General features: G+C 35.0%; 31 protein-coding genes and 3 pseudogenes. 13 read left to right on the top strand and 21 right to left on the bottom strand.

Going from position 1 to position 22951, the window contains the following annotated elements:
• Nucleotides 1-313 precede the first annotated feature (313 nt).
• The 6 genes from ACFCYJ_RS04500 to ACFCYJ_RS04475 form a co-directional block, all read right to left on the bottom strand.
• On the bottom strand, nt 314-454 hold the full coding sequence (locus ACFCYJ_RS04500; RefSeq protein ID WP_376071213.1) for a hypothetical protein: 141 nt from the start codon (nt 452-454) through the stop codon (nt 314-316).
• Nucleotides 455-777: 323 nt separating this feature from the next.
• Nucleotides 778-1323, bottom strand: a complete 546-nt coding sequence (locus ACFCYJ_RS04495) for a DUF2812 domain-containing protein (RefSeq protein ID WP_376071211.1) — start codon at nt 1321-1323, stop codon at nt 778-780.
• Nucleotides 1323-1640, bottom strand: coding sequence for a PadR family transcriptional regulator (locus ACFCYJ_RS04490; protein ID WP_376071208.1), 318 nt, complete (start codon nt 1638-1640; stop codon nt 1323-1325). The genes ACFCYJ_RS04495 and ACFCYJ_RS04490 overlap by 1 nt, the downstream gene beginning before the upstream one ends.
• A 135-nt stretch (nt 1641-1775) precedes the next feature.
• Nucleotides 1776-2888, bottom strand: coding sequence for a PA2928 family protein (locus ACFCYJ_RS04485; protein WP_376071205.1), 1113 nt, complete (start codon nt 2886-2888; stop codon nt 1776-1778).
• Nucleotides 2889-2920: 32 nt separating this feature from the next.
• Nucleotides 2921-3757 carry a CbrC family protein gene (locus tag ACFCYJ_RS04480; RefSeq protein ID WP_376071203.1) on the bottom strand — a complete coding sequence of 279 codons (837 nt, stop codon included), beginning with the start codon at nt 3755-3757 and terminating at the stop codon, nt 2921-2923.
• 52 nt (nt 3758-3809) lie between these two features.
• Nucleotides 3810-4118, bottom strand: a complete 309-nt coding sequence (locus ACFCYJ_RS04475; RefSeq protein ID WP_376071201.1) for an antibiotic biosynthesis monooxygenase family protein — start codon at nt 4116-4118, stop codon at nt 3810-3812.
• A 91-nt stretch (nt 4119-4209) separates the two neighbouring features.
• On the opposite strand from ACFCYJ_RS04475, the gene ACFCYJ_RS04470 reads away from it, so the two are divergent.
• Nucleotides 4210-4896, top strand: coding sequence for an ArsR/SmtB family transcription factor (locus ACFCYJ_RS04470; RefSeq protein ID WP_376071198.1), 687 nt, complete (start codon nt 4210-4212; stop codon nt 4894-4896).
• A gap of 32 nt (nt 4897-4928) precedes the next feature.
• Here the strand turns inward: ACFCYJ_RS04470 and ACFCYJ_RS04465 are convergent, their stop codons facing one another.
• Complete coding sequence (locus tag ACFCYJ_RS04465) at nt 4929-5831, bottom strand: DMT family transporter (RefSeq protein WP_376071195.1); 903 nt, start codon at nt 5829-5831, stop codon at nt 4929-4931.
• A 164-nt stretch (nt 5832-5995) separates the two neighbouring features.
• Between ACFCYJ_RS04465 and ACFCYJ_RS04460 the strand changes: the two genes are divergently transcribed.
• Together ACFCYJ_RS04460 and ACFCYJ_RS04455 are read left to right on the top strand one after the other, a co-directional pair.
• Entirely contained in the window at nt 5996-6667 is a 672-nt protein-coding gene (locus ACFCYJ_RS04460) for a response regulator transcription factor (RefSeq protein ID WP_376071192.1), read from the top strand.
• Nucleotides 6667-7902, top strand: coding sequence for a sensor histidine kinase (locus ACFCYJ_RS04455; RefSeq protein WP_376071189.1), 1236 nt, complete (start codon nt 6667-6669; stop codon nt 7900-7902). Before ACFCYJ_RS04460 ends, ACFCYJ_RS04455 begins: the two co-directional genes overlap by 1 nt.
• A 56-nt stretch (nt 7903-7958) precedes the next feature.
• Here ACFCYJ_RS04455 and ACFCYJ_RS04450 read toward each other — a convergent pair whose 3' ends face one another.
• The 5 genes from ACFCYJ_RS04450 to ACFCYJ_RS04430 all read right to left on the bottom strand — a co-directional run bounded on the left by ACFCYJ_RS04450 (nt 7959) and on the right by ACFCYJ_RS04430 (nt 10737).
• Nucleotides 7959-8510, bottom strand: a complete 552-nt coding sequence (locus ACFCYJ_RS04450) for a ferric reductase-like transmembrane domain-containing protein (RefSeq protein ID WP_376071186.1) — start codon at nt 8508-8510, stop codon at nt 7959-7961.
• A 3-nt stretch (nt 8511-8513) separates the two neighbouring features.
• Nucleotides 8514-9410, bottom strand: coding sequence for an FAD:protein FMN transferase (locus ACFCYJ_RS04445; RefSeq protein WP_370045767.1), 897 nt, complete (start codon nt 9408-9410; stop codon nt 8514-8516).
• 13 nt (nt 9411-9423) lie between these two features.
• Nucleotides 9424-9666, bottom strand: a complete 243-nt coding sequence (locus ACFCYJ_RS04440; RefSeq protein WP_376071183.1) for a hypothetical protein — start codon at nt 9664-9666, stop codon at nt 9424-9426.
• 11 nt (nt 9667-9677) lie between these two features.
• Complete coding sequence (locus ACFCYJ_RS04435; protein ID WP_376071180.1) at nt 9678-10334, bottom strand: stalk domain-containing protein; 657 nt, start codon at nt 10332-10334, stop codon at nt 9678-9680.
• Between the two features lie 133 nt (nt 10335-10467).
• Complete coding sequence (locus tag ACFCYJ_RS04430) at nt 10468-10737, bottom strand: hypothetical protein (RefSeq protein ID WP_376071177.1); 270 nt, start codon at nt 10735-10737, stop codon at nt 10468-10470.
• A gap of 29 nt (nt 10738-10766) precedes the next feature.
• On the opposite strand from ACFCYJ_RS04430, the gene ACFCYJ_RS04425 reads away from it, so the two are divergent.
• The 3 genes from ACFCYJ_RS04425 to ACFCYJ_RS04415 all read left to right on the top strand — a co-directional run bounded on the left by ACFCYJ_RS04425 (nt 10767) and on the right by ACFCYJ_RS04415 (nt 12828).
• Nucleotides 10767-11582, top strand: a complete 816-nt coding sequence (locus tag ACFCYJ_RS04425) for an NAD-dependent epimerase/dehydratase family protein (protein WP_376071174.1) — start codon at nt 10767-10769, stop codon at nt 11580-11582.
• On the top strand, nt 11582-11860 hold the full coding sequence (locus tag ACFCYJ_RS04420; RefSeq protein ID WP_376071171.1) for a DUF2798 domain-containing protein: 279 nt from the start codon (nt 11582-11584) through the stop codon (nt 11858-11860). Before ACFCYJ_RS04425 ends, ACFCYJ_RS04420 begins: the two co-directional genes overlap by 1 nt.
• An 80-nt stretch (nt 11861-11940) precedes the next feature.
• Nucleotides 11941-12828, top strand: a complete 888-nt coding sequence (locus tag ACFCYJ_RS04415) for a sigma-70 family RNA polymerase sigma factor (RefSeq protein ID WP_376071168.1) — start codon at nt 11941-11943, stop codon at nt 12826-12828.
• A gap of 548 nt (nt 12829-13376) precedes the next feature.
• Here the strand turns inward: ACFCYJ_RS04415 and ACFCYJ_RS04410 are convergent.
• The 5 genes and pseudogenes from ACFCYJ_RS04410 to ACFCYJ_RS04390 form a co-directional block, all read right to left on the bottom strand.
• Nucleotides 13377-13610, bottom strand: a pseudogene (locus ACFCYJ_RS04410) (GNAT family N-acetyltransferase); the annotation flags it as partial.
• The gene (locus tag ACFCYJ_RS04405; protein WP_376071166.1) at nt 13607-14563 is read right to left on the bottom strand and encodes an acetyl-CoA carboxylase carboxyltransferase subunit alpha; all 957 of its coding nucleotides are present in this window, start codon (nt 14561-14563) and stop codon (nt 13607-13609) included. The gene ACFCYJ_RS04405 and the pseudogene ACFCYJ_RS04410, both read right to left, overlap by 4 nt.
• Nucleotides 14556-15404 carry an acetyl-CoA carboxylase, carboxyltransferase subunit beta gene (gene accD / locus ACFCYJ_RS04400; RefSeq protein WP_376071163.1) on the bottom strand — a complete coding sequence of 283 codons (849 nt, stop codon included), beginning with the start codon at nt 15402-15404 and terminating at the stop codon, nt 14556-14558. The genes ACFCYJ_RS04405 and accD overlap by 8 nt, the downstream gene beginning before the upstream one ends.
• A gap of 21 nt (nt 15405-15425) precedes the next feature.
• On the bottom strand, nt 15426-16067 hold the full coding sequence (locus ACFCYJ_RS04395; protein WP_376071160.1) for a FadR/GntR family transcriptional regulator: 642 nt from the start codon (nt 16065-16067) through the stop codon (nt 15426-15428).
• A 289-nt stretch (nt 16068-16356) separates the two neighbouring features.
• Nucleotides 16357-16569 (bottom strand): hypothetical protein, encoded by a 213-nt coding sequence (locus ACFCYJ_RS04390; RefSeq protein ID WP_376071157.1) that lies wholly within the window; start codon nt 16567-16569, stop codon nt 16357-16359.
• A gap of 45 nt (nt 16570-16614) precedes the next feature.
• Here ACFCYJ_RS04390 and ACFCYJ_RS04385 point away from each other — a divergent pair.
• Nucleotides 16615-17286, top strand: a pseudogene (locus tag ACFCYJ_RS04385) (NAD(P)-binding domain-containing protein); the annotation flags it as partial.
• A 66-nt stretch (nt 17287-17352) separates the two neighbouring features.
• Here the strand turns inward: ACFCYJ_RS04385 and ACFCYJ_RS04380 are convergent.
• Nucleotides 17353-17553 (bottom strand): annotated as a pseudogene (locus ACFCYJ_RS04380) (NmrA family NAD(P)-binding protein); the annotation flags it as partial.
• Nucleotides 17554-17691: 138 nt separating this feature from the next.
• Here ACFCYJ_RS04380 and ACFCYJ_RS04375 point away from each other — a divergent pair.
• Complete coding sequence (locus ACFCYJ_RS04375; protein WP_376071155.1) at nt 17692-18051, top strand: winged helix-turn-helix transcriptional regulator; 360 nt, start codon at nt 17692-17694, stop codon at nt 18049-18051.
• Between the two features lie 64 nt (nt 18052-18115).
• Here the strand turns inward: ACFCYJ_RS04375 and ACFCYJ_RS04370 are convergent, their stop codons facing one another.
• The 3 genes from ACFCYJ_RS04370 to ACFCYJ_RS04360 form a co-directional block, all read right to left on the bottom strand.
• Nucleotides 18116-18634 carry a hypothetical protein gene (locus ACFCYJ_RS04370; protein WP_376071152.1) on the bottom strand — a complete coding sequence of 173 codons (519 nt, stop codon included), beginning with the start codon at nt 18632-18634 and terminating at the stop codon, nt 18116-18118.
• 175 nt (nt 18635-18809) lie between these two features.
• Nucleotides 18810-19115 carry a YhgE/Pip domain-containing protein gene (locus ACFCYJ_RS04365; protein WP_376071150.1) on the bottom strand — a complete coding sequence of 102 codons (306 nt, stop codon included), beginning with the start codon at nt 19113-19115 and terminating at the stop codon, nt 18810-18812.
• A 34-nt stretch (nt 19116-19149) separates the two neighbouring features.
• The gene (locus ACFCYJ_RS04360; RefSeq protein WP_376071147.1) at nt 19150-19710 is read right to left on the bottom strand and encodes a MarR family transcriptional regulator; all 561 of its coding nucleotides are present in this window, start codon (nt 19708-19710) and stop codon (nt 19150-19152) included.
• Between the two features lie 62 nt (nt 19711-19772).
• On the opposite strand from ACFCYJ_RS04360, the gene ACFCYJ_RS04355 reads away from it, so the two are divergent.
• From ACFCYJ_RS04355 to ACFCYJ_RS04335, 5 genes are all read left to right on the top strand, one after another.
• A complete protein-coding gene (locus tag ACFCYJ_RS04355; RefSeq protein WP_376071144.1) occupies nt 19773-20558 on the top strand; it encodes an NADPH-dependent oxidoreductase in 786 nt (261 codons plus the stop codon).
• Complete coding sequence (locus tag ACFCYJ_RS04350; RefSeq protein ID WP_376071142.1) at nt 20548-20985, top strand: VOC family protein; 438 nt, start codon at nt 20548-20550, stop codon at nt 20983-20985. Before ACFCYJ_RS04355 ends, ACFCYJ_RS04350 begins: the two co-directional genes overlap by 11 nt.
• Nucleotides 20986-21001: 16 nt before the next feature.
• Nucleotides 21002-21625: a VOC family protein gene (locus tag ACFCYJ_RS04345; RefSeq protein WP_376071139.1), complete on the top strand. Its 624-nt coding sequence runs from the start codon at nt 21002-21004 to the stop codon at nt 21623-21625.
• Between the two features lie 3 nt (nt 21626-21628).
• Nucleotides 21629-22093: a ferric reductase-like transmembrane domain-containing protein gene (locus tag ACFCYJ_RS04340; protein WP_376071136.1), complete on the top strand. Its 465-nt coding sequence runs from the start codon at nt 21629-21631 to the stop codon at nt 22091-22093.
• A gap of 498 nt (nt 22094-22591) precedes the next feature.
• Nucleotides 22592-22774, top strand: coding sequence for a DUF3021 family protein (locus tag ACFCYJ_RS04335; RefSeq protein WP_376071134.1), 183 nt, complete (start codon nt 22592-22594; stop codon nt 22772-22774).
• The last annotated feature ends 177 nt before the right edge of the window (nt 22775-22951 follow it).

The following is a 22951-nucleotide window of genomic DNA, read 5'->3' as shown; positions in this document are numbered from 1 at the left end:
CTATATCAACAACCGACCAAGAAAATGTCTTGGTTGGAAAACTGCAAACGAGGCTTTTAATGAGCAATTGTTGCACTTAATTTGACAAATCATCAAAATAATAAAATCTTGCATTTATTTTGGAAGACCTATTTAGAAAACTACTTATTAATCCTTAATACTTCGACAACAAATTAGTTTTTCCTGTAGTTCGGTGCAGCTATTTCTCCCCTACTTTCCGTCGACGCTAATTCTATCCGTCGCCTCGAGTTTTCTTTCCGTCGGTGCCTGAGTTTTTTCCGTCGCTCCGGGTCTTCTATCCGTCGTGGAGATCCTACTTTCCGTCGACGCTAATTCTATCCGTCGCCTCGAGTTTTCTTTCCGTCGGTGCCTGAGTTCTTTCCGTCGCTCCAAGTCTTCTATCCGTCGTTGAGATCCTACTTTCTGTCGACGCTAATTCTATCCGTCGCCTCAAGTTTTCTTTCCGTCGGTGCCTGAGTTCTTTCCGTCGCTCCAAGTCTTCTATCCGTCGTGGAGATCCTACTTTCCGTCGACGCTAATTCTATCCGTCGCCTAGAGTTTTCTTTCCGTCGGTGCCTAAGTTCTTTCCGTCGCTCCAAGTCTTCTATCCGTCGATGAGGCCTTGCTTTCCGTCACCGCTAATTCTATCCATCTCCTTGGGATTTCTATCCGTCGATGAGGACTTGCTTTCCTTCGGTGTCGGAGTTCTTTCCATCGCTCTGAGACTCCTATCCCGCGGTCATAAAAAAACAGCTGAAATGCTTCAGCTGTTCTATCTCATATATGCTTTGATTTTAATCGTAGGTTTTTCCACATATGATAGTAAACTCCACCGGAAGTCATCACTGCTGGAATAGTAAAAATAAAGGAATATTCAAATCCTTGCTCTGCAATGTGTTGAATTGTCCCAGAAGCAAATGTCATAAATGCCCATAATACCATAGTTATAGCAAGAGCAATTGATGCTGCTAGATTTACAGGCTTCGCAAGACGAGCTAATTTATCAATTGAGGACTCAGCATCACTATAAATAGGTGTTGTTTCTGGAGCTGCTTTAAAAATATGCATATCAGTGCTTGAGCATACATGTGTCCAGCCACCGTAAGCAAATAGCTCAAAATACTCCTCTTCTTCATCCTTCGGTAATTTACGATAATCAATACTAAAAATGACGTCTTCTGGTTCACCTTTCTCTAGCCCATAGCCAGCACATCGAAATCTTTTTAAATGCCACCCTTTTGCCGCTTTTTCACTTAATTCTTTCATATCGCGCTCCTCAAAAAAAGCTAAACCATATGATGCCATATATCTCTTATTTCGCACTATTTTTGCCCCCTTTGTAGTCCCTGCTCTGCCAACTGAATCATGACCTTTCTTCTTTCAATATCTTCGAGCAATATTTCTCGACCTTTATCCGTTAAGACATAGACCTTTCTCCGAGAATCCGAATCATCGTGTAGCTGAATTAGCTGTTCAGCTACTAGTTTTTTTATAATTGTATAAAGGGATGCTGGACCTACTACGAAAGCACCCTCCGTCGTCTCCTCAATTAAACTCATGATCGCATAGCCATGTCGTGGTTCCGTTAAGGCAGCCATAATATAAAAAACAGAATCTGTTAACTGCTCTAATGATTTCATTGTCTACACCTCCAATATATCACAAAATGATATATCGTTAATTAATATATCATTTTGTGATATATAGAGCAACCCTGGCCCAAAATATAAAAATCCCCACCAAGCCGTTTATTGGAGGGGATCATACCATGCTTATTAATTTTCTCGAACTGGGTGATTCCAACGTAGCTGATATCTAAACATTTCTTTTTTAGTATCCTTATCTAACAACAGAAACTCATCTCCAGCTTGAATCGCATAATAGTTCTCTAATGTACGAACTCCCGGATTTTTTTGCTCAGTATTCACAGCACCAATATTTGCTTCCCACATTATGCGATGGTTTTTCATATCATATGATAATACGATACTGTCTGCACTTTCTCGCTTCGTTTGTCGATAGGATACAATGGCTGTTTGTTGTTGCAGATCAACATCTAATACAGCTGGCTCAAGATTTTTGTATGCTTGAATAGAGGGTTCAGCTAATACATTGCTACTAAATTCTCGAACCTCATTATAATCCTCCAACGGTTGATTATGCGAAGCAAAGTAACCTGGAATATCGGATTCTATGAAAAATTTTGTAGAAAGATATGTTTCCGCTTTGTGATCTTCGCTTAAATTTTTGCCATCAAAGCGATAAAATTTTCCATCGACACCCTCTAAATAAAGATTATTTTGCAACAAGACTATATTGTAGGAACCATTATCTAAAACATCAATTAACTGTTTATGTTTTTCCGTAAATTCTGTTTCAGAAAGCTTTTCTTTTCCAGTTTGAATATCCAAGAGTGAAAGTTTTCCGTATTCATCATCACGATGATGAACAAGAAGCCCCCCCATAAAATTGCCAATCAGTGTCTCTTTACTTGAAGAATATTTGGACCACTGTTTTTCACCTGTTTGCAAATTAATTGCTACAATTTGATGATGTGAAATAATTTGCGTAATGCCATTAGTTGTACCGTTATTTTCAGATCCTTCAACCATTTGGACAGCGATTTTCTGGGAATCATCTGTATAAATAGGAGATTCGGAATTGATTGGGAAGCTTCGACCAGCTAAGCCAAAAACAATCATCAAAAGATTACCTAAAAAAGCGTAAAGGATAAAAGTTATGACAAAAGCAAGATTAAGTCGGCGTTTGAACAAAGCATACAATAATAATAAAAGCCCAACTCCAATGACGATACCTAGAAAGATATCGTGGACAAACCAACCATTAAAGCGCCACGAATCAATATATCGTTGAAAAAAATTGTCCAATTCTCCTCCTCCTCACAGACTGTTTTTCAAATTTAACTAAAATCAGAATACAGGACATAGCGACCACATTCTAAGCATTGAAATAAATACCCTTGATGATGCCCATCATTCACTAGTGATTTTGATAACTCCTCAGTAGAAAAACCAGTATAATTTTCAAATTGTTCTGTAATGCCTAACTCCACTAACTCACTCCAGCCAACATAGCCAATAAATGCACAATAATCTGAGCAATGAGCCATCCAATTATTACCTTGCCAACTTACATAACCAGGCGTTCTACACATTATTTCCTCAGTAAAATCTGAATTGACAACATTCTCATCATTGATTATATCTTGCTGGAAAGAACCGTCGTATTTTTTAGCAGCTGCACCACTATGTATACATGTAGGACAGAGATAATCAACCTCTTCAACAGCATAAATACTTCCAGTATAATAAACATCTACTTCCTGTTCGCAGCAATCACAAGTTACATCTTCTTCCGCTTCAAAGATTTTAGATTTTAATGGGTCTGGCAAATACTTAAATTTAGGTATTATTGTTTTAATTATTTTATCCTCTCTAATTTTACAAGGATACAAAGGCTTCACACAATTCGGATTATCTATGTAATATTTTATTGATCCAAATTTTTTCTGATCTTTCTTGTTCCCTACATCCATAACTGAAGTGAAAATTTTATATGCCTCTGAATACATTCTAAGCATACAGTAGATATCTACGAGGATCCTCAAATTTCCTTCAGTTAGCTCTTGAAGTTTCACTTTTTCCTTGAACTCATGCATTCGATTAATACTAACAGGATCAGAAGGATTGAAATTTTTTCTTTGTTCATGCCATTCTTCTAAAATAAACGTAGTCATATTTTAACACCTTCTATAATTGAAATAATCGTTTTAACGTTTCTCGATTTAATTACATTGTAAAAGAATAATCTTTTATAACTTTACAAATTTCCACATTATATTGCATGTACCATTTTTCTTTTCCGAATTGCTGTGCAACTAGATGTTTTGAATTTTCTTTCCATGCCTGAATGGCCTCTAGTGACTCCCAATAGGATACAGTAATTCCCTTCCCTTCAGCATTTCTAGCACTTTCTACACGAAGAAATCCAGGTTGCTTTTGTGCTAGTTCGTCCATCACTTCTGCCATCTTGGCATAGCCTTCCCCATCCTCATCTGTTCTTTGTGATGTAAAAATTACAGCATAATATGTTTCCATAGCTATTTACTCCCACCTTTTTATGTATTATTGTAAACGATAAATACTTTTATGAAAATCGAAATATGGAATGCAGAAAGGATTGTGACAAATGGGTATTAATCCAAATATGGCTGAAATTGCTTCTCTCCTTGGAGAAACTTCAAGAGCTACGATGCTAGCTAGTATGATGGATGGTCGTTTTCATACAGCAAGTGAATTAGCTTATATGGCAGCCATTAAACCCCAGACAGCTAGCTTTCATCTTGCAAAGTTAGTAGAAGGTAAACTTGTGAAAGTAGAGAAACAAGGTCGTCATCGATATTTTCAATTAGCAGACGAAGAAATTGCTCATTTACTAGAATCCTTCCTAGCGATTTCTCCCCCACCTGAAGTACGCTCTTTAAAACAATCTAGCCAAATAAAGTTATTACAGGATGCAAGAACTTGCTATGACCATTTAGCTGGTAAACTAGGCGTTCAATTAACAGAATCATTAGTTAACGCTGGTTATCTAAAATTAGAGAAAAAGCAGTTTCTCATAACAGCTGAAGGCGCACAATTTTTTATAGATTTCGGTCTTGATCTAGATGATTTAAAAAGAAAGCGTCGATCATTTTCCCATGCATGTTTGGATTGGAGTGAACGACGTTATCATCTAGCTGGTGCTCTTGGTCAAGGAATGCTTACACATTTTTTAAGCTTGGGATGGGTGACTCGTGTCCCATCTATTCGTGCCATTAAAGTGACTGAAAAAGGACGACTAGGCTTTAAAGAAGTTTTTAAATTTGAAGTTTAAATGATCTATCTTCTTTCGCGGGTAGGCTATGCTCAAATACTATCATTCAAAGTCTCTCCGCGGATATTTTTATTAGATTTAGCTGTAAAGTTACGATTCACTAAATAAATACCAGCAATTATAAACAGCCCGCCTACGACTAACGATGGTTTTAATGGTTCATTTAATAGTACCCAGCCTGTTAACACGCCGAAGAAAGGAGCTAAAAACAAAAAAGCACTCGTTTTTCCAGGATCACTATTTTGTAAAAGATAATACCAGCCGGCAAATTGAACAATTGACGAGAAAATGCTAAGCCATAATAAAATGGATACTGAATGAACATTCACAGTAAAAAATGGTTGTTCTAACACGAAACTTGCCATTAAAAGTAGTAAACCACCAAAAAGCATTTGATAGGCTGAAAGCACCCATGTATCAAATGATACTCCCCACTTTTTAGCTAGTAATGTCGCAATTGCCCAAAAAACAGCTGAAAGAATACCAAAAAGAATGCCGATTTCCCCTTCAATCTGCATACCCATTGTAATCGTAACACCAATTAACCCCAAGAAAACACCACACCATTGATACAATCGGTAACGTGCTTTCGTAAATATTGTAGCGAAGATGACTACAAGCAAAGGATTCGTAAATGTTAGAATAGAGGATTCACTTGCCGTAATTGTCCGTAAACTTAAAAAGATACAGCCCATTACACCAGCAGTTTGAAATGCTCCAATCGTTAAAATTTTCATCCAGCCTTCTTTTGAAGTTGGATGAGGTCTTTTTAACGCTAACACGACGACAGCCATCATTATCCCTGCAAGTATAAAGCGGAGTGCAGCCAATAACAGCGGAGATGCATAAGGCAATCCCAATTTAACAATGGCAAATGAAGATCCCATTAAAAATGTCGTTAAAACTAACAATGCTGTAAATTTATAAATATTCATTATTTGTCCCCCAATTTCTATATTTAAGAACATTATAGATAGGAAAAACTTCAACTATTATCGAAGTATGGAATACATATAGTGGAGGAAGGAACTTTTTTCAGTTTCATTTCATTTTTATATGCGTATACTTAGTTGAATATAGGTAATAGGAGGAAGCTGCCTTGAAAATATTACTAGCAGAAGATGATGCACGATTAAGAAGAAATATCGTTCATATTTTAAAGAAAGAATTTCACCATGTGACAGAAGCGGAGAATGGCCAGGAAGCGCTAGACCATACGCTTACAGAGCAATACGATCTTGTTATTTTAGATTGGATGATGCCGCATCTTAGTGGAATTCAAGTGTGCCAGCAGCTACGAAACACTGGATTCAATGGTAGTATTTTAATGCTAACAGCGAAGGACGACACAGAGGACATCATTAAAGGACTTGATAGTGGCGCAGATGATTACATAGTAAAGCCATTTAAAATAGAGGAACTGTTAGCGAGAGTTCGCGCATTACTACGAAGAAAAGATAAAGTGATAGAACAGGTCATCCAGATTGATCAATTACAGCTGAATGTAGATTCTCGCGTGTTTTTGTACAATAATGAAGTAGTTGATCTAACTAAAAATGAATTTTTACTTTTGGAGTATTTATTTATCAATAAAGGTCGTGTACTAACTAGAGAACAAATTTGTATTTATATTTGGGGCTACGATTACGATGTTTCGAATAATTCCTTAGATGCTTTAGTCAAGCTTGTTCGAAAAAAAATTGATGATGGTCAATCCAAATCACGTATTCAAAATGTTAGAGGGATTGGCTATAAACTGAGGGAAGACTAATGTTTCATAAAACGAAAAAAAAATTATCCTTTTTGTATGCAACGCTTTACTTATTGTTATTTTCACTATTCGTTATTGTTCTATACTTTTCCCTCGTAAAATTAATGGAAAATCAACAAATAAACGAATTAGAAGACTTTTATGGTAAGCAAGAGCATGATTTCTTTGAACATGTTCATGCAGACACTAAAACTTTAAATTTTGACCCAAATCGCAGTTTTTTTTACTATATTTACACAAAGGATCATAAGTTTGTCCATGGTGATGAATCTTACAAGGATCTGAAGAATCAGATTGAAAAAGCGTTTGGCAATAGGAATCCTAATGAGGAACTCGTACAGCATTATGAATGGCAAGAAGAGCATTTTCTAATTTTGAAAAAGCCAATTTACAACGATGATACTGTAGCAGGCTATATTTTCGTTGGTAAATCTGTGACGTCACAGCATCACTTTTTCCAGATGACAAAGTATTTACTAATAGTATTAACTTGTATTTCTACGGTCTTAATCGGTCTATTGGCCTATTATTTAGCTGGTAAAGCGATGGTCCCTATTCAATGGTCGTTCGATAAACAAAAAAAGTTCGTATCCGATGCTTCCCATGAATTACGAACACCATTAAGTATTTTTTATAGTTCACTTGAAATTTTAGAAGATGAGGAAGCAAAGCAATTAAGTCCTTTTGGAAAAGAATTGATTGCGGATTTAAAAGATGAGGCTGAAATAATGAAAGAGCTCATAGAAAAGCTACTGTTCTTAGCAAGACACGATCAGCAGCAGGTCTCCATTCAAAAAGAAAGCATACCATTATCAATTTTACTCCAAAAAGTGAGTACGAAATTCCAAAGGGTTATGCCTCTTGACATACAGTTTTCTACTGAAATCCAAGAAAACATCGAGCTGCTTGGTGATGCTTCAAAGATACAAGAGCTGCTCTATATTCTTTTAGATAATGCGATAAGATATACAAATAGTGGAGCAATAACACTGACGCTTTTAAAAAATAGAGATTCTGTGAAAATTACTGTTGCTGATAGCGGCGTTGGTATGACTGAACAAGAATTGCCTTTAGTGTTTGAGCGATTTTACCGAAGTGATGCTGCTCGTCAACGAAATGGTACTGGTTTAGGTCTTGCCATAGCAAAAGCAATAGTGGAGCAGCATGAGGGAACAATTTATGCGACAAGTAAAGTCGATAAAGGCACTACATTTCATATTGAATTCCCAATATAAATATTGTTCAACATAAAGGAAGCGGGGCTTTTTAAAACAGCCCCGCTTCTTCTTAATTATTGTTGTGACGTTGAAATATTTACTTTTTTCATGAACTGGCTTATTGTTCTTGCAACCAACACTAACATGGTAATCCCCCCAGAAACTACATAAAACATGATAATCAACGTATTTTCTGTATCCGTTCCAATTAGCACTCCATGAGCAAGTGATAATGCCCATGCTGGTAACACAAGAAAGTGTAGCTTTTTCCATAACGAGCGATTCATTGTTCTAATCCATAAATCTGATGTCATGATTACTACTAAAAACAAATAAAATGCTATTGTTCCAAGTGCCGATGGTAGAGACTGATATTTTGCTGAGAAAGGAATTAAAATTCCTACTATGCTATACGGCTCATAATGATCGATTAAAAGGACTAACATATGCGCGATTACGGTGATTAATCCTAGCCATCCCGCATTTTGATGTATATGATAAATTAAATTTTTATGTGATTTTATAAATGATGATTTTCTCAACAACCCAAATATAATGGAAATCGTAAAGTAAAAATACGCTAAAAACCCCAATAATCGAATCCATTCCCACGTACTGAAGATCATTTATTACACCCCCGTTATCATCCAATTTGGTGCTTGCCCTTCTTTAACAATGAAACGGGCACTTTGTTGACAATTATTTTCGAACCATTGCTGCAATTCACCCTCATCCATAAGAAAGCAAAGCTTTGCACCAACCTCTGCATCACATAAAGAAGACGTTACGACTGAAGCTTGTAATACTTCAGTATTTGCAATTTCACCTGTTTGTCCGTTTAATAAATGATGTTTCTTCAATGTTCCTTGCATCCAGCTTCGATAAACTCGATTAGATGTAGCGATGGCACCTGTTTTCATCTTAATCGAGCTAATTTCCTTATCGATATCCCAGGCATCTGCAACACCGATTGTCCAAGTCTTGTCCCCGGAAGACCACATTTTCATATCCCCTCCCCCGTCTATTAGTCCGTAATCAGGAGATACCTCTTCTTCAAGCCAATTCGCCAATTTTTCAATAGCATACCCTTTGGCAAATCCACCTAAATCAATTTCCTGCGGTGCTACTTTCATTACTTGCGCGTCGCCTAAAAATTGAAATGCTTGATCTGCAATCAGAGGTTTGTTTTGAAATGCCTTGCTTTTAGCTGCATCAAATGGAAAAGATTGATTGTAGCCATGCTGTTCTAATTGGCGTTTAAGATATGGTGAAAATAAACCATTAGAAAGTTGATAATATTGATCCGCTTGCATTAAACAATCATATAGTAACGAACTAATGCGTAGCGTTTCTCCCATTTCTAAATCATTAAGTTGTGATAATTCATTATTCGATTGAAATCTTGACCATTCTTTTGCTACGTAGTGAAGCCATTTCTCAGCTTTTTCTTTCCATACGAAATGAACACCTTTTGGCATAGCTATATAAAATTCAGTATTCATTATTTGCAAAGTTAGTGTATCCACACGACCAACTCCATTAAGTTCTTTTCGTTTTGCGCTCGCTTTTGACGGCAGGCTGACTTGTCATTTCAAAGTTTGTCCAATCCAACCGTACTAGTTCTTTTTCTTTTTTCGTCATATTTTCCTGATCTACTTCCTGAATATTATTTGTGCGTGTAGTTTCGGCTTCTGTTGGGCTGTTAATTTGGATTAATATCGCCGCAGACAAAAGAATCCCTGACGCACCTAATACCCATTTTGCCTTTTTCGGATCTTTCATAGTGCTTCCCCCTAATTCGTGATTGGCTGGCAGACAAATGTTTGATTATTTTCTTGCCACTCTGCTATATAGCCTAAGCCATTCGTTATTGTACTAATAGGTACATATAATTCTTCATTCATGTAAAATACTTGTGCAGGAGATGGTGTTTTCACATTGTTATCATAAACAACGTTAGTTCCAGCCCGGTAAATTAATTCATTTGCTTCATTTTGGATATCTAAAATTTTACTTGCTTTGTAAAAGGTTGCTTTTGCTCCTAGAACCTGTGCTACTGCTTTTCCCGGTATAAATAATTCCCCGTCTTTTGGTATAACAAAAAAGCTCAGCTCCTTATTTGTACCTTCTACCTTTAACGTGACCTTTTGAGAGCTTGTAAAAGGTAGCACTTCTTTATCTGCAGCAACTGTTCGTGTCCAAATATTCCAAGTCCCTTTTGTACTTACTGCATCTTGAAAATAGTAAGTTTCACCTTTTTCTTCATCGTCATAGTAATATTTCTCATCGTCATCGTCGTCATCGTCGTGATCTTTATAGTCCTTATAGTCTTTATACTTTTCCTGTTTTTTATCTTCATGTTTATGATCATCTGCATGTACGACTACGTCATTTGTTATAAAACCTGCTAATATAAGAACTACAACAAGACTAATTTTTTTCATTTTCATCTACATTACTCCTTTCCTTTGACTTCATTGTAGGTTTTAAATATGATATAAGACTGAATTTTTCAAACAAATTTTTACATACAATAAAAAGCCATTTCTATGGACAGATTCCTCTGCTTAGAAATAGCTTAGTTCATAAATCTATTATTCTTTTGTATATATTATCTTGGTAAACACCATCCATACAGTATTTCCATTGAGGTAAGCTTTTTACAAACGCAACGACTAAACCTTGACTTGCTCCAAAAATAATAAAGTTTTTATTCAATGCGTCTGTTTCTTTTACGCTCACCATCATTAATAAGCATATAACCTTGACAATTACATTGCCTTGAAAGCCCTCTTTACTATGATAAGAATCAGAATGTTTAAAAAGCGAAAATTGGAAGTAAATATTTAACAAACATTATTAAATACGAGGTGATTGGAAAAATGGTGATTCCGATGTTAATAGAAGAGGGGCATGAAGTAATCGGGTTGATTCGATCAGAAAAACATGTTAAAACAATGCAAGAGATGGGAGTAAAACCAGTAGTTGCAGATGCATTTGATCGAGATAGTGTTTATGCAGCCTTAATTGAAACTCAGCCTGATGTTGTAATGCATCAACTTACTGCACTAAATAGTGGCGATATAAACGATAATTCAAAAATAAGGATAGAAGGAACAAGAAACCTTGTTGATGCAGCTAATCACGTTGGAGTAAAAAAGATAGTTGCACAAAGTATTTCATGGGCTTATGAGCCTGGGAATACGCTAGCTACAGAAGAAACACCTTTAGATACAAATGCCTCATTACCTCGCAAAAAAACAATTGATGGAGTTATTTCATTAGAGGAAAAGGTAAAAGAAATGCCCGAGTTCGTTATCCTTCTCTATGGTACATTATATGGTCCTGGAACTTGGTATTCGGGTAACGGTAAAATTGCTAAACAATTACAGAGTCAGGAACTATACGCAACAAATGGGATGACATCCTTTATCCACGTAAAAGACGCAGCAAAAGCAGCTGTATTAGCTTTAAATTGGCAGTCAGGTTCTGTAAACATTGTAGATGATAAACCTGCAAAAAGCTCTATTTGGCTTCCCTATTTTGCTGAAGTTATTGGGGCCCCTCTCCCTCCTATAAATGATATATATAATTCTTGGGAACGAGGAGCATCAAATGAAAAAGCAAAAAAACAATATGGCTGGAAACCTATTTACCCTTCTTGGACAAAAGGATTTAAATTGTTGCGTCATTATTAATGATAAAAGTAGAAAATATTGAACATTATAAGAAGGTTAAATTTATGAAAATAAATAAAATTTATAAGTCTTTTATTTACACTATTCTAACTGGACTTTTTACTTCTTGTTTCATATCGTTTATCCTTGTTTCTATAAACTTAGGATATAGCCATACATTTTTAATTCATTGGCTAAGAATGTGGGGAGAAGCATTTCTTTGTGCTATAATTTGTGCTTACATTTTTCCAAAGATAATAAATAAACTTATGAGAATCATTACTTTTGTAGAAAAATGATAGATAATAAAATATAATACTGTATGTAGAATATTCTACGAACTACGGTATGCATAACATTAGAGATGGATGGGTTTATCATGTTAATCAATGATTTGAATATAGAAGACTTATATAAAGAATATAAGAATTATTGTTTATCAATAGCGTACTATTTACTTGGTTCAATTACAGATGCTGAAGATATTGTTCAGGATACTTTTTTGAAAATAAAGGAACAAGAAAAGATCGAGAAAGAAATTACTAATTTAAAGCCTTATATAAATAAAATGATTGTTAACCGCTGTATAAATGAACTAAAATCAAGTAGAAAAAAGAAAGAAACTTATATAGGTACTTGGTTACCCGAACCTATACTAAAGACAATCAATAGCGAGCCTCTTGAGAATCTAATCCAATCAGACCAATTAAGCTATTCATATATGGTTCTTATGGAAAACCTTTCACCTAGCGAGAGGATAGCTTACGTACTAAGAAATGCTCTAGGGCTAAAGCATAGTGAAATTGCCGATATTCTAAAAACGACGACTGTTAATAGCCGTAAGATATTGAGTAGAGCACAAATTAAAATGGGAAGAAAAAGTGAAAAAGATTTGACTGTTACTCTTCAGAAAAATTATATAGAACAATTTATATTGGCATTATCCAACGGGGATATTCATGGAATAACCCATTTGTTATCTAATGATGTTCTATTTGCTGCTGATGGAGGAGGTAGGGTAAGAACGGCAATAAACATCATTGAGGGTAAAGAGCGAGTATCAGCACTTATTTCAGGAATTTCAAAGAAGTTTTTCTTTGGAAAAAGTGCTACTGTAGCTTTAATAAATAATCAATATGGTATAGTAGTCACTGAAAATAAAAAAATAACAGGAGTTTTTTGTTTTGACTGGAATTCTTCAACCCGAACAATTAAAAAGATTTTCTATGTAGTAGATCCAAATAAGTTAAAATATAATCCTTTTTAGGTGTGCGTTGGTATACGGATAGTTCTTTTTAAAGAGCTGTCCGTATTTATTTTCTTATTGAACTAAACTGCTCCGCTCATATTAGTTTAAGTACATTTCTTCACAATCATTATTCTAATATTAACATAAATATCCAACAAGAAATCATCTCATCCCTAAGAATATCATAGATTTTCAGAATTGGTTTTATATACCGTCTATTACAATTCTTGTAAAGCTATTGGTTACTCCGAAACATTTCTAAATGTTTTTGTTTACTTCCAAATAATTAACTAAACAAATCTTCTCTATAGAAGATACTATACAATAAGATTATATAGGTGGGTTTCATTTCTTTTTGTAGCCTATTGTTGTTTTAGAATAAAGTTTGTTCAAATTAATGCAAATAACCTTGATAAACGAACAAAAAGAAAGAGCGTGTTTTGAAAAAAGTTTGATCAAAACACGCCCTTAATATTTTCAAATGGTCACTCTCTTATAAAAAAGTTTGACCATTTCCTATCTATGTTGCTCAACAATCGTGCCCTTTAGCTTAATAAGAAAATCCCTTATTCAAATACAACCATTTCTCCGACATCTATAAATCCAAATCGCTTATAGATATTTTTCCCATCATCTGAAGCCTGTAATACAACTGGTTTTTGTTTATCCTTTGTTTGATTTAGAAGAAATTGAAACATTTCACTGCCATGTCCTTTACCTCTAAATGTTTCTTTTGTCATCACATCATAAATACCATAACTATCTTTGCTTTCTATTAATAAACCAGTAGTGACAGTTAAGCTTCTGTATATTGTCCAATCTTTCTAAATTTCTCATAGCGATCTTCAATTAATTGTTCGCCATTTAGAGAATTCAATGCTTTTAGTGTGACGCTTATACATTCTTTTATATAAAATGCTTGCTTCGCAACATTGCGGTGTGCTCCACCAGTTATTTCATGGATTATTCCATCAATAACGTCAAGCTCTTTTAAGTCAGGTGCTGTTATACGCATTGCTTCTGCTGCTTGCTTCCCTAGGCTACCATCTCGCCATAAGATCGATGCAGCCCCTTCAGGCGAGATAACCGAATACGTTGAGTTCTCTAACATAAAGACGCGATTAGCTACCCCTAATGCAATTGCACCCCCACTTCCGCCTTCCCCAATAACAATACTAATAACTGGTACTGTTAGAATCGCCATTTCAGAGAGAGTTCTAGCAATGGCTTCACTTGGGCCGCGTTCCTCGGCTGCCTTACCCGGATAGGCTCCTTTTGTATCAATAAAACAAATAATTGGGCGCTTAAATTTCTCAGCTTGCTTCATTAAGCGTAATGCCTTACGATATCCTTCAGGGTGTGGCATACCAAAATTTCGTCGAATATTTTCTTTAGTTGATTTTCCGCGTTGATGTCCAACAATTGTTACGGGCTGTCCTTCAAAGAGAGCAATTCCTCCAAGAATAGCTGCATCATCACCAAATGTACGATCTCCATGTAACTCAATAAAGTTTTCACACATAGCTTCTATATATTGTAAAGTTGTTGGTCGTTCTGGATGTCTAGCAACCTGTACACGATCCCATGGCTTCATATTGGCATAAATAGATTGTTCTAGCTGTGTTAGACGTGTTTCAAGCTTTTCGATTTCGCCTGTCATATCTACATCTGCCTCTGTAGCAATCGTTTTTAATTCATCAATTTTTTCTCGTAATTGTATTACTGGTTCTTCAAAAGCTAAATTTTTAGACATGTTGCACACCGCCTTTTGTATGCATTTTTACAAGCATTACTACTTGATTTCGTAAATCCTTCCGATGGAAAACTGCATCAAGCTGACCATGCTCTAGTAAAAACTCTGACTTTTGGAAATCATTTGGTAATTTTTCTCTTAATGTTTCTTCAATGACACGGCGACCAGCAAAGCCAATCAATGCTTGTGGTTCAGCAATATTAATATCTCCAACAGAGGCAAAGCTTGCTGAAACGCCACCGTATGTAGGATGCGTCATGATCGAAATAAATAATAGTCCTTCTTCACTATGACGTTTTAATGCCACACTCGTTTTTACCATTTGCATTAATGATAGAATACCTTCTTGCATGCGCGCTCCACCACTAGCAGTAAAAATAATAACCGGTACACGTAATTCAATAGCTTTTTCAACGGCACGTGTGATTTTTTCTCCTACAACGGAGCCCATTGAGCCCATACGGAAATGAGAATCCATAATGGCTACAACAATTTCTTCTCCATCAAGAGTACCTAACCCAGTCAGTACAGCTTCGCTTAATCCCGTTTGTTGTTTAGCCACTGAAATTTTTTCTACATAATCAGGGAAATTAAGTGGATTACTTGTTTGTAAATGATCATCCATTGAAACAAATGAACCTTCATCTAAGAAATATGCTACGCGCTCCTGTGCAGTCATTTTGAAATGATGGTCGCATTTTGTACACACTTTATGATTTTTTTCTAATTCCTTTGTTAACTGAATGTGACGGCATTCTGGACATTTTGTCATAAGTCCTTCTGGAAATCCCTTTTCCTGTCCGTCCTCTTTCTTTTTACCAAATAAGCTACGTATTGCCATGTTTTACTCCCCCTTTGTTGTCTAAATGCCTTGTTCAGCATTCATCCACTGTTCGTAAGCTTTTAATGCTTCTTTTTCATAGCCAAGCTGCATCGATTTCAACATAGTTTGAATGATTAATTTTTCTTCTTCTGTTGAGTTTCGATTTAAACGGTCACCGGTATAAACTGCTAACTGAAACCAGACTTTTAGTGAAAGACGATTTCCTGACGTGATGATTATTTCTCGTAAAACATCCCGACAATTAATCGTACTTTCTATCTCTAGCTTTACAAAAAAACTGCCCCACACTGGTAGTGTTCGCAGAGTCTCTGTACAACTTATAACGCGAATGGCTTCCTTTTCATGAATTTGTCGCGTTAATTCAACATCCTTTTTTGATTTTTCATCTTCTAATATAAACATCGACAATATTTCTACGAGCTGATGCTTTTGTGTAGAAGCTAGAAACATACCTTCCCCATGTCTCGTTTCGATAAGACCTAATAACTCTAAACTTCGCAATACCTCTCTCACAGAGGATCGCCCGACACCTAGACGTTCTGAAAGGACTCGTTCGGAAGGTAACTTTTCACCAGCCTGTATTTTTTCTATTTTAATAAGTTGTCGTAATTGTTGGACGATATCTAAAAACACTTTCTTTTGTTCGGTTTTTTTATCCATACGATCAACTCCTCGGTCAATCTATTCGCCTTGGAATAATTATTGCTGTCGCTTTCCTTTCGCGCAGATAAACAATGCATCCAAAGGCTTTATCTTCATTCAGTAGGTGTTTGGATACCTACTATAAAGAAACAAAATCCACCACCTTCAGATGATGGCGTCTCTTACTGAATGAATTCAAAAGTGGTCTGGCCACTTTTGAATTTGGCTTTATCTTACAAAATAATTATTTGAAAGTAAAGAAAAAACTGCATAAAAATTTATGCAGTTTCTAAAATCCCCTTCAATTTCATATTCTTTTCGTCGTTTGTGCATGTTTTATTTTCACTTGAGGTCTACCAAAGCGCTTTTCAAGCGTTCTCTCAATGTAAAGCAATTCATCTTCTAGTAACAGCTCTTGAACAAGATGAAAAACTTGCGGGAATAAGGTTACAGATACCGTTCCAAACTCATCCTGAATTGAATAAAGGCCATTTGTAACCGGAGACCTACAGTAATGCACGCACCCGGCAACGTCCGGGCGTGGCCCAGTGAACCAATACCCAGGGCATCTGGTGCTTTTCAGAAACCGATCATTCCTTCAATTTCCCAAAGTCTTTCACAAGAGGTGTTTCAAATTCATTCTTCCCAGTATCAATCACCTGAGATGATTCCAGATGGTCCTGTTCTAGTGATTGGAGGTGGAAATTCTGGTACGCAAATTGCGACTGAACTTGCAGAAAATCGTGAAGTAACCATTGCTATTAGCCATTCATTTAAATTTTTACCACTTAGTATTATAGGCAAAAGCATTTTTTACTGGTTAGAAAAGATTGGTCTCTTATATGCAGGAACTGATACTCGGCGCGGATCATGGTTCCGAAAACAAAGTGACCCTATTTTTGGCCTTGAATTAAAGCATCTGATTCGTAAGGAGAAAATTAATATTAAACCAAGAGTCATACAAACACAAGGAAGAGAAATAACTTTTAGCGATCATAGTAAAAGAAACGTGCAAAATATTATTTGGTCAACAGGATTTGTTCCTGACTACAAATGGATAGACATAGAGGGAATTTTAGATGCAAAAGGTTTTCCTCTTCATAAAAGAGGTGTGAGTCCAACACAAGGGTTATATTATATTGGATTACCGTGGCAACATCAAAGAGGATCGGCACTTATTTGTGGAGTAGGAAAAGATGCTGAGTTTTTATATTCAGTTCTGAAAAAGATGATTTAAGTTTTTCAATTTCGCATTGGCGTAATTGATAATTGCTTGTCCACTATTATTAGTGTGTTAATAACCTTTGAATGCTGTAAGTAATGCTTCTGGATTTTCAAAATCTGTTACACGAACTTCTAGGCCTTGTTCCTTATAGCTAAGGGCTTTTTCTGACTTGTCGTCACGTACACCAACAATTATTTCTTCAACAGATAATTTGGTAAGTAAATACTCAACAATTTTAAAACCTAAATTTCCAGTTGCACCAGTTATTAAAACTTTCAAAGAATCTCCTCCACTACAGTGTTATTTTTGATTTTTGTTCCTAATGCATATACTATTACCAAAGAAAGATTTATGTAAGTAGGCACAATTTAATAACATAGTCATAAAAATAGTACCTAAAGAAAAGGAGGTTTTATTTTGGCACGTTTTAGTTATCAAGATGAAACGGTCTCTGAAGAAACGCTGCAAGAAATTTGTCCATTAACAGTTGCTCAAAATGCAATTGCAGGTAGATGGAAAATCGTAATTTTGTGGCATTTAAGCCAAAATGAAATTATTAGGTTTAATGAATTATTAAGGCTGCTATCTGGTATCTCGAAAGGAATTTTAACTAGACAATTAAGAGAGCTTGAAGAGGACAGGCTAGTACACAGAGAAGTTTATAAAGTTGTTCCACCAAAAGTAGAATATTCATTAACAGAGCAGGGGCAAAAGTTTATACCTGTATTGGAAGCAATGCAAGTTTGGGGTAAAGATTTACTAAATAAAAAAATATAGATGTATGAAAAACTTGAGGATTAATAATCATTATTAACTTCTTATTACAGAAGTAAAAAGAAAGTCAGATGAAATAGACATCATTTTCATCTGACTTCTTTTCTATATCACCTAACCATAGTAAAACAAAACCACCAATCGCAATGCCTAGTAAAATATTTGTATAATGGTTCATAGCACCTTCACCAAAGAATAAAACTTCTTTGATACCATCAATTAAGAAACGAATCGGCAGCCAAGGTAGGATATAATCTCCGTAGAAACTTGGAATCATTTCTGGTACAAGCTGAATTAACGGTAAACCAAAGAAAATAAACAATGCGAAAAATGCTAATACGGGCAATCTCAACCACGATACAACAGAAAGAATCATATATACAAAGGCTGTCACAGCAATAGAAATAAAGATCGCTACTGTATTAAATGATTCAAACACATAGCCTAATACCCACGTTGAATACCATGCAACTAAATAGCCTGTAAACAGTCCATAGACTATCGGCATCCGTGATTGAAAAAGCTGAAATTTTGTCATCGCTGTACGACTCGAGAATGGGCGTTTTGTACCTGAAAGATAGAACATCACAGCTCCCATTAAACTTGCAATCCATAATGGTACAAATAGTGCAGTTGGAACAGTTGCTAAATCCCCTACTGGATTTAACTTTTCACGCTCGCTTCTATCGGATTAGCAAGAAGTGGTACTTTATCAGGTTGAACTGGAGAAATCAACGATGACAAATCACGCATTTGCGCATCTACTTGCTCGCTAGCATTTGCGCACTTACATTACTACTAATTTGCCTAGTGATTTGCTTTAAAACATTTTCCATTGAAGTGGCAACATTTGTATTCACACCTTCATTGACATATAACTCAAGATCGGTAGGACTCGCAGCTTCTGATTGTAAGGAAGCAATTTGATTAGAAAAATCCTTTGAAATGACAATCCCACCATATGTTTCACGCTCTTTCATGCCATCCTTCATTGCTGAATCATACTCAATAAACTTCACCGTATCGGGTGCATTTTCTTTTAAATTTGTAACAATGGTTTCACCCATCTCCCCACTGTCCTCTAATTTTAATTAATTCAATTTAAATTTTATCAATGTTAACAAAGGAAGTATTCGACAAATCATTCAATATTTTATTTAAGAAAATCAACTCTTGGTTACTGTATTTATTTATAAACTTTACATAATTTTTATTTATTTCTTCGTGGAGCATTCGATGTACATTACATAGTTCATTCCCCAAATCAGTAGTTTTAAAATAGATTTCTTTGTTATTATTTGGGAGATATTCTTTCGTGATTAATTTCTTTTCCACTAATTTTCTAGATATTTTAGTTATAGTGCCTCTTTGCATGTTTAATTCTGTAGCAATAGTAATCCCTTTTACTGGTTGATGTTTCTGAATGCAATCTAATACGTGTAACATTAATATAGTAATATCCTGTAAAATAATTAATAACTCTTCGTTTTTACAATTTTGAATTAACCAAGTTTTTTCTTTATCCTCTTCATTGTTTTTCTCGATTAATTTTATATATCCATCTAATATATTTTTTTTAATTTTATCCAATTTTTCATATCCCTTCATAACCGAATATTGATTATTATAACCTATAATGTTTCCAGTAAACAAATTTGACATTTTAACTATGTTAATTTATGATTGTTTCCAGGAAACAAAAAGCGATAAAGAGGAGACTCATTATGAATAAAGTATTAGAAACAATCATGAATCATAAATCGATAAGAAAGTTTAAAGATATTAAATTAACTAATGAACAAATCACTACAATTATAAAAGCTGCACAAATGGCACCATCATCCCTTTTTATGCAAGATTATGCCATTATAGGTGTTTCGGATCAAAAAATAAAAGAACAATTTTATCAATTAACAAAAGGTCATTGGGTGAAAGAGAATGGGTTACTTCTTATCTTCTGTTCAGATTTACATCGAATATCCATTTTAGCCAGTGATGAACAAAAAAAGAAACTAAAATTAGCTCATAAATTTGGTCCTTTCAAAAAATTTTCCACTATTAATACATCTATAGCAGCTCAAAATGCTACTCTTACTGCCGAATCTATGGGGTTTGGTGTTGTATATAGTGGCGCAATAGCTGAACATAAGAAAGCTGTCAAAAAGATCTTAAAACTACCGAAAAATGTTGTACCTTTATTTGGTCTTTGTATTGGTGTACCAAATAGTACACCAATACAAAAACCTCGTTTACCATTACATGCGGTGTATTTTCAAAATGAATACATTCAAGATGAGGAAGTACAAAAAAATATGCTTATTCAGTACGATGAGACAATGAAAAATTATTATGCATCAAGGACAGATAATAAAAGAGTAACTACTTGGTCTGAAAAGAGCCTTGATCCAATCAATCAAATTTCAACTTCCAAAATAGGCTTTATTATATTCGCGTTAAAAAGATTTATAAATAATTACTCTAAATCGAGAGGTGAATACAATGAAAAATAAATCGAAACATGAAAAATATCCTGAATTAGACAAGCTGCAACATGTAGTTTTTTATGTGAATGATTTGCAGGCATCACAACGTTTTTATGAAATGATTTTTGATGTACAATGTTCAGCCTCGGCTCATCCAGATAGTAGCGCAGCAATGCGAATTGTAGGAAATACAATGAAATTTTATAGCTTTGGATATTATCATCATGATATTTGTTTTGTACAAAACCAAAAAGTGACTGTAGATCATGAACAATGGAATCATTATACGCTTAAATTAGCAAACGGAGTTAGCTTGGATGAAATAAAGAGGCGATTAGAATCCTCTCAAGTGCCTTATTTCGAAGGCAGAATGTTACCAATATTATCGAATGAGAAAGAAAATGTAATTCATTTTAAGGATCCAAACGGGCATGTAATTGAAGTAGTTAAATAGAAAGGACGAGAGATTTATGGCAAAACAAATGAGTAAATTACAAACATATATAAGCCCTTTGTTAAAGAGTAAATTTGTACGTGAGTTAATATTGTTACCTTCAACGCTTTCTGGTAGGAAACAATTAAATAAAACGGAAGAATACCCTGTAACTAAACCGTCACTAATTTCGCATATCGAACGAGTTGCTATATACGTGTCTGATTTAGAGAATTCCATAAATTGGTATATAGAAAAGTTAGGCTTCACTTTAGAAAGTATTACAGATCCAATAAAGGTTGAGGCATTACCGAATCAAACAATCCGTTGTGCTCTTTTAAATACGAAGAATCAAAGGAATGCTCTTGTTTTAGTAGAGAGAAGAGATGCTAATGGTAAAAAAATCCGTCCGTCTACTAATGGATATTTTCATATAGCTTTTGAAATAGAGGAGCATCGTACATCCTTTGAATTTGCTCAACGTTTAAGAGAGAAAAATGTATTTATTAGCTACGGTCCAGTAAAACATAGCCGTGATGGTGATGGTGAGATTGGTGGTAATATCGCAGTTTATTGTTTAGACCCAGATAATCATTATTTAGAATTCTTTTTTGATATGGATAAATATGAAGAAAAAAGATTTACAGGAGGTTTAAAGTAGAACATGATTATTAGTGAAATTATCGCTTGGTTTGCAGTGATATTTACCGTATTGTTAGCACTGAAATACATTGCACGCATTAGCAAAAATCGTCAGTTAAACCGCCTTTTTAGGAAATCTCATAAGCACTTTGGAATATTGATGATTACCACTGGCCTTCTGCATGGTGTTTTGGCTGGAAACGAGAAAACTACTAACCTTTTTGATATGCAATTAATGCCTAAACTATTTACTCTTAATTTGGGTACTTTCTGCCTCTTTGCCTCCTTGCTTCTGGCGCTTACCTATATACTTCGTAAAAAGTTAAAGAAGCGCTGGATGTTTTTACACCGGGTGTTGACGGTAATCCTTCTAGTCCTTTTAATACTCCATGTGCATGAGGAGATTGAGCGTCAACATCAATATAGGGAGGTCAACTTTCCTGACATAACAGAACAATCATTGAGCTGCTTCTGGTTGCTTCCTTGATTTATAGCACTGATGAACTGATTAATTATGAAAAACCAACTAGTTTGTGAAATGATACACTTAAACTATCGGGGAGCTTTAGTTCAACTAATATAGTCAAAATAGCCTTGTAAGCATTTTTAACAAGGCTATTTTTAATTATCATTTAAACTGCTCAAAATGATTAGCAACCCAACGCTTTTGATTCTCTGCTATATATTGCTCCGCAGCAATTAGCTTGTTCACTAATTCTTCCTTTGATAGCTTCATATACTTCTTTTTAACAACATCTATATTACGTTAGGCGAAATCTTTCTTAAACTTGATTCATCTAATTTAGGTGGAGCTGCGAGCTTTTTACGAACCCTATTTACTTTATATGTTTTGCTATGCTTTTTGTAATAGGTATACAATTCATCATTACGCTTTATTGTATTGGAATGAATCCCTTTCCCTTGAGTGTCAAACTGTTTCGAATGCTGACTAATATTATGATAGGTTACAAGGATACCTTGTATCATGATGTTTCTAGTAGTCTTTTCTATATCTTTATATAACAAGTGGTCAGATTATTTTCTAAGTGCAGATTTTCTTGATGGTTTTTTATTACTCTATTTGTTTGCTTGGATCATAACACTTATTAAGACTAAAAAAGAGGCGAATGAACTTAATGCCTTACTAAAACAGATAAGAAATTTTTAAAAAGGATGCATTGGTTCATACAAATAGAACAAAAGACTAAATCTTTAGGGTCACATTTATCTAGTGACCCTTTAATACTATCATCTTAAAGAATCTCGTAATCGAACTGAAATAAGTAGATAGTGCGTTCAATAAGTGTGTCAGTAAATCTATTGAATATATTTCGTTGGTAGCCAA

It is taken from the genome of Lysinibacillus sp. NPDC056232, from assembly GCF_042267565.1.
In the GTDB taxonomy this organism is placed as follows: Bacteria; Bacillota; Bacilli; order Bacillales_A; family Planococcaceae; genus Lysinibacillus.
The sequence above is the reverse complement of the archived record's forward strand: the minus strand, read 5'-3'. Positions and strand labels throughout refer to the sequence as shown.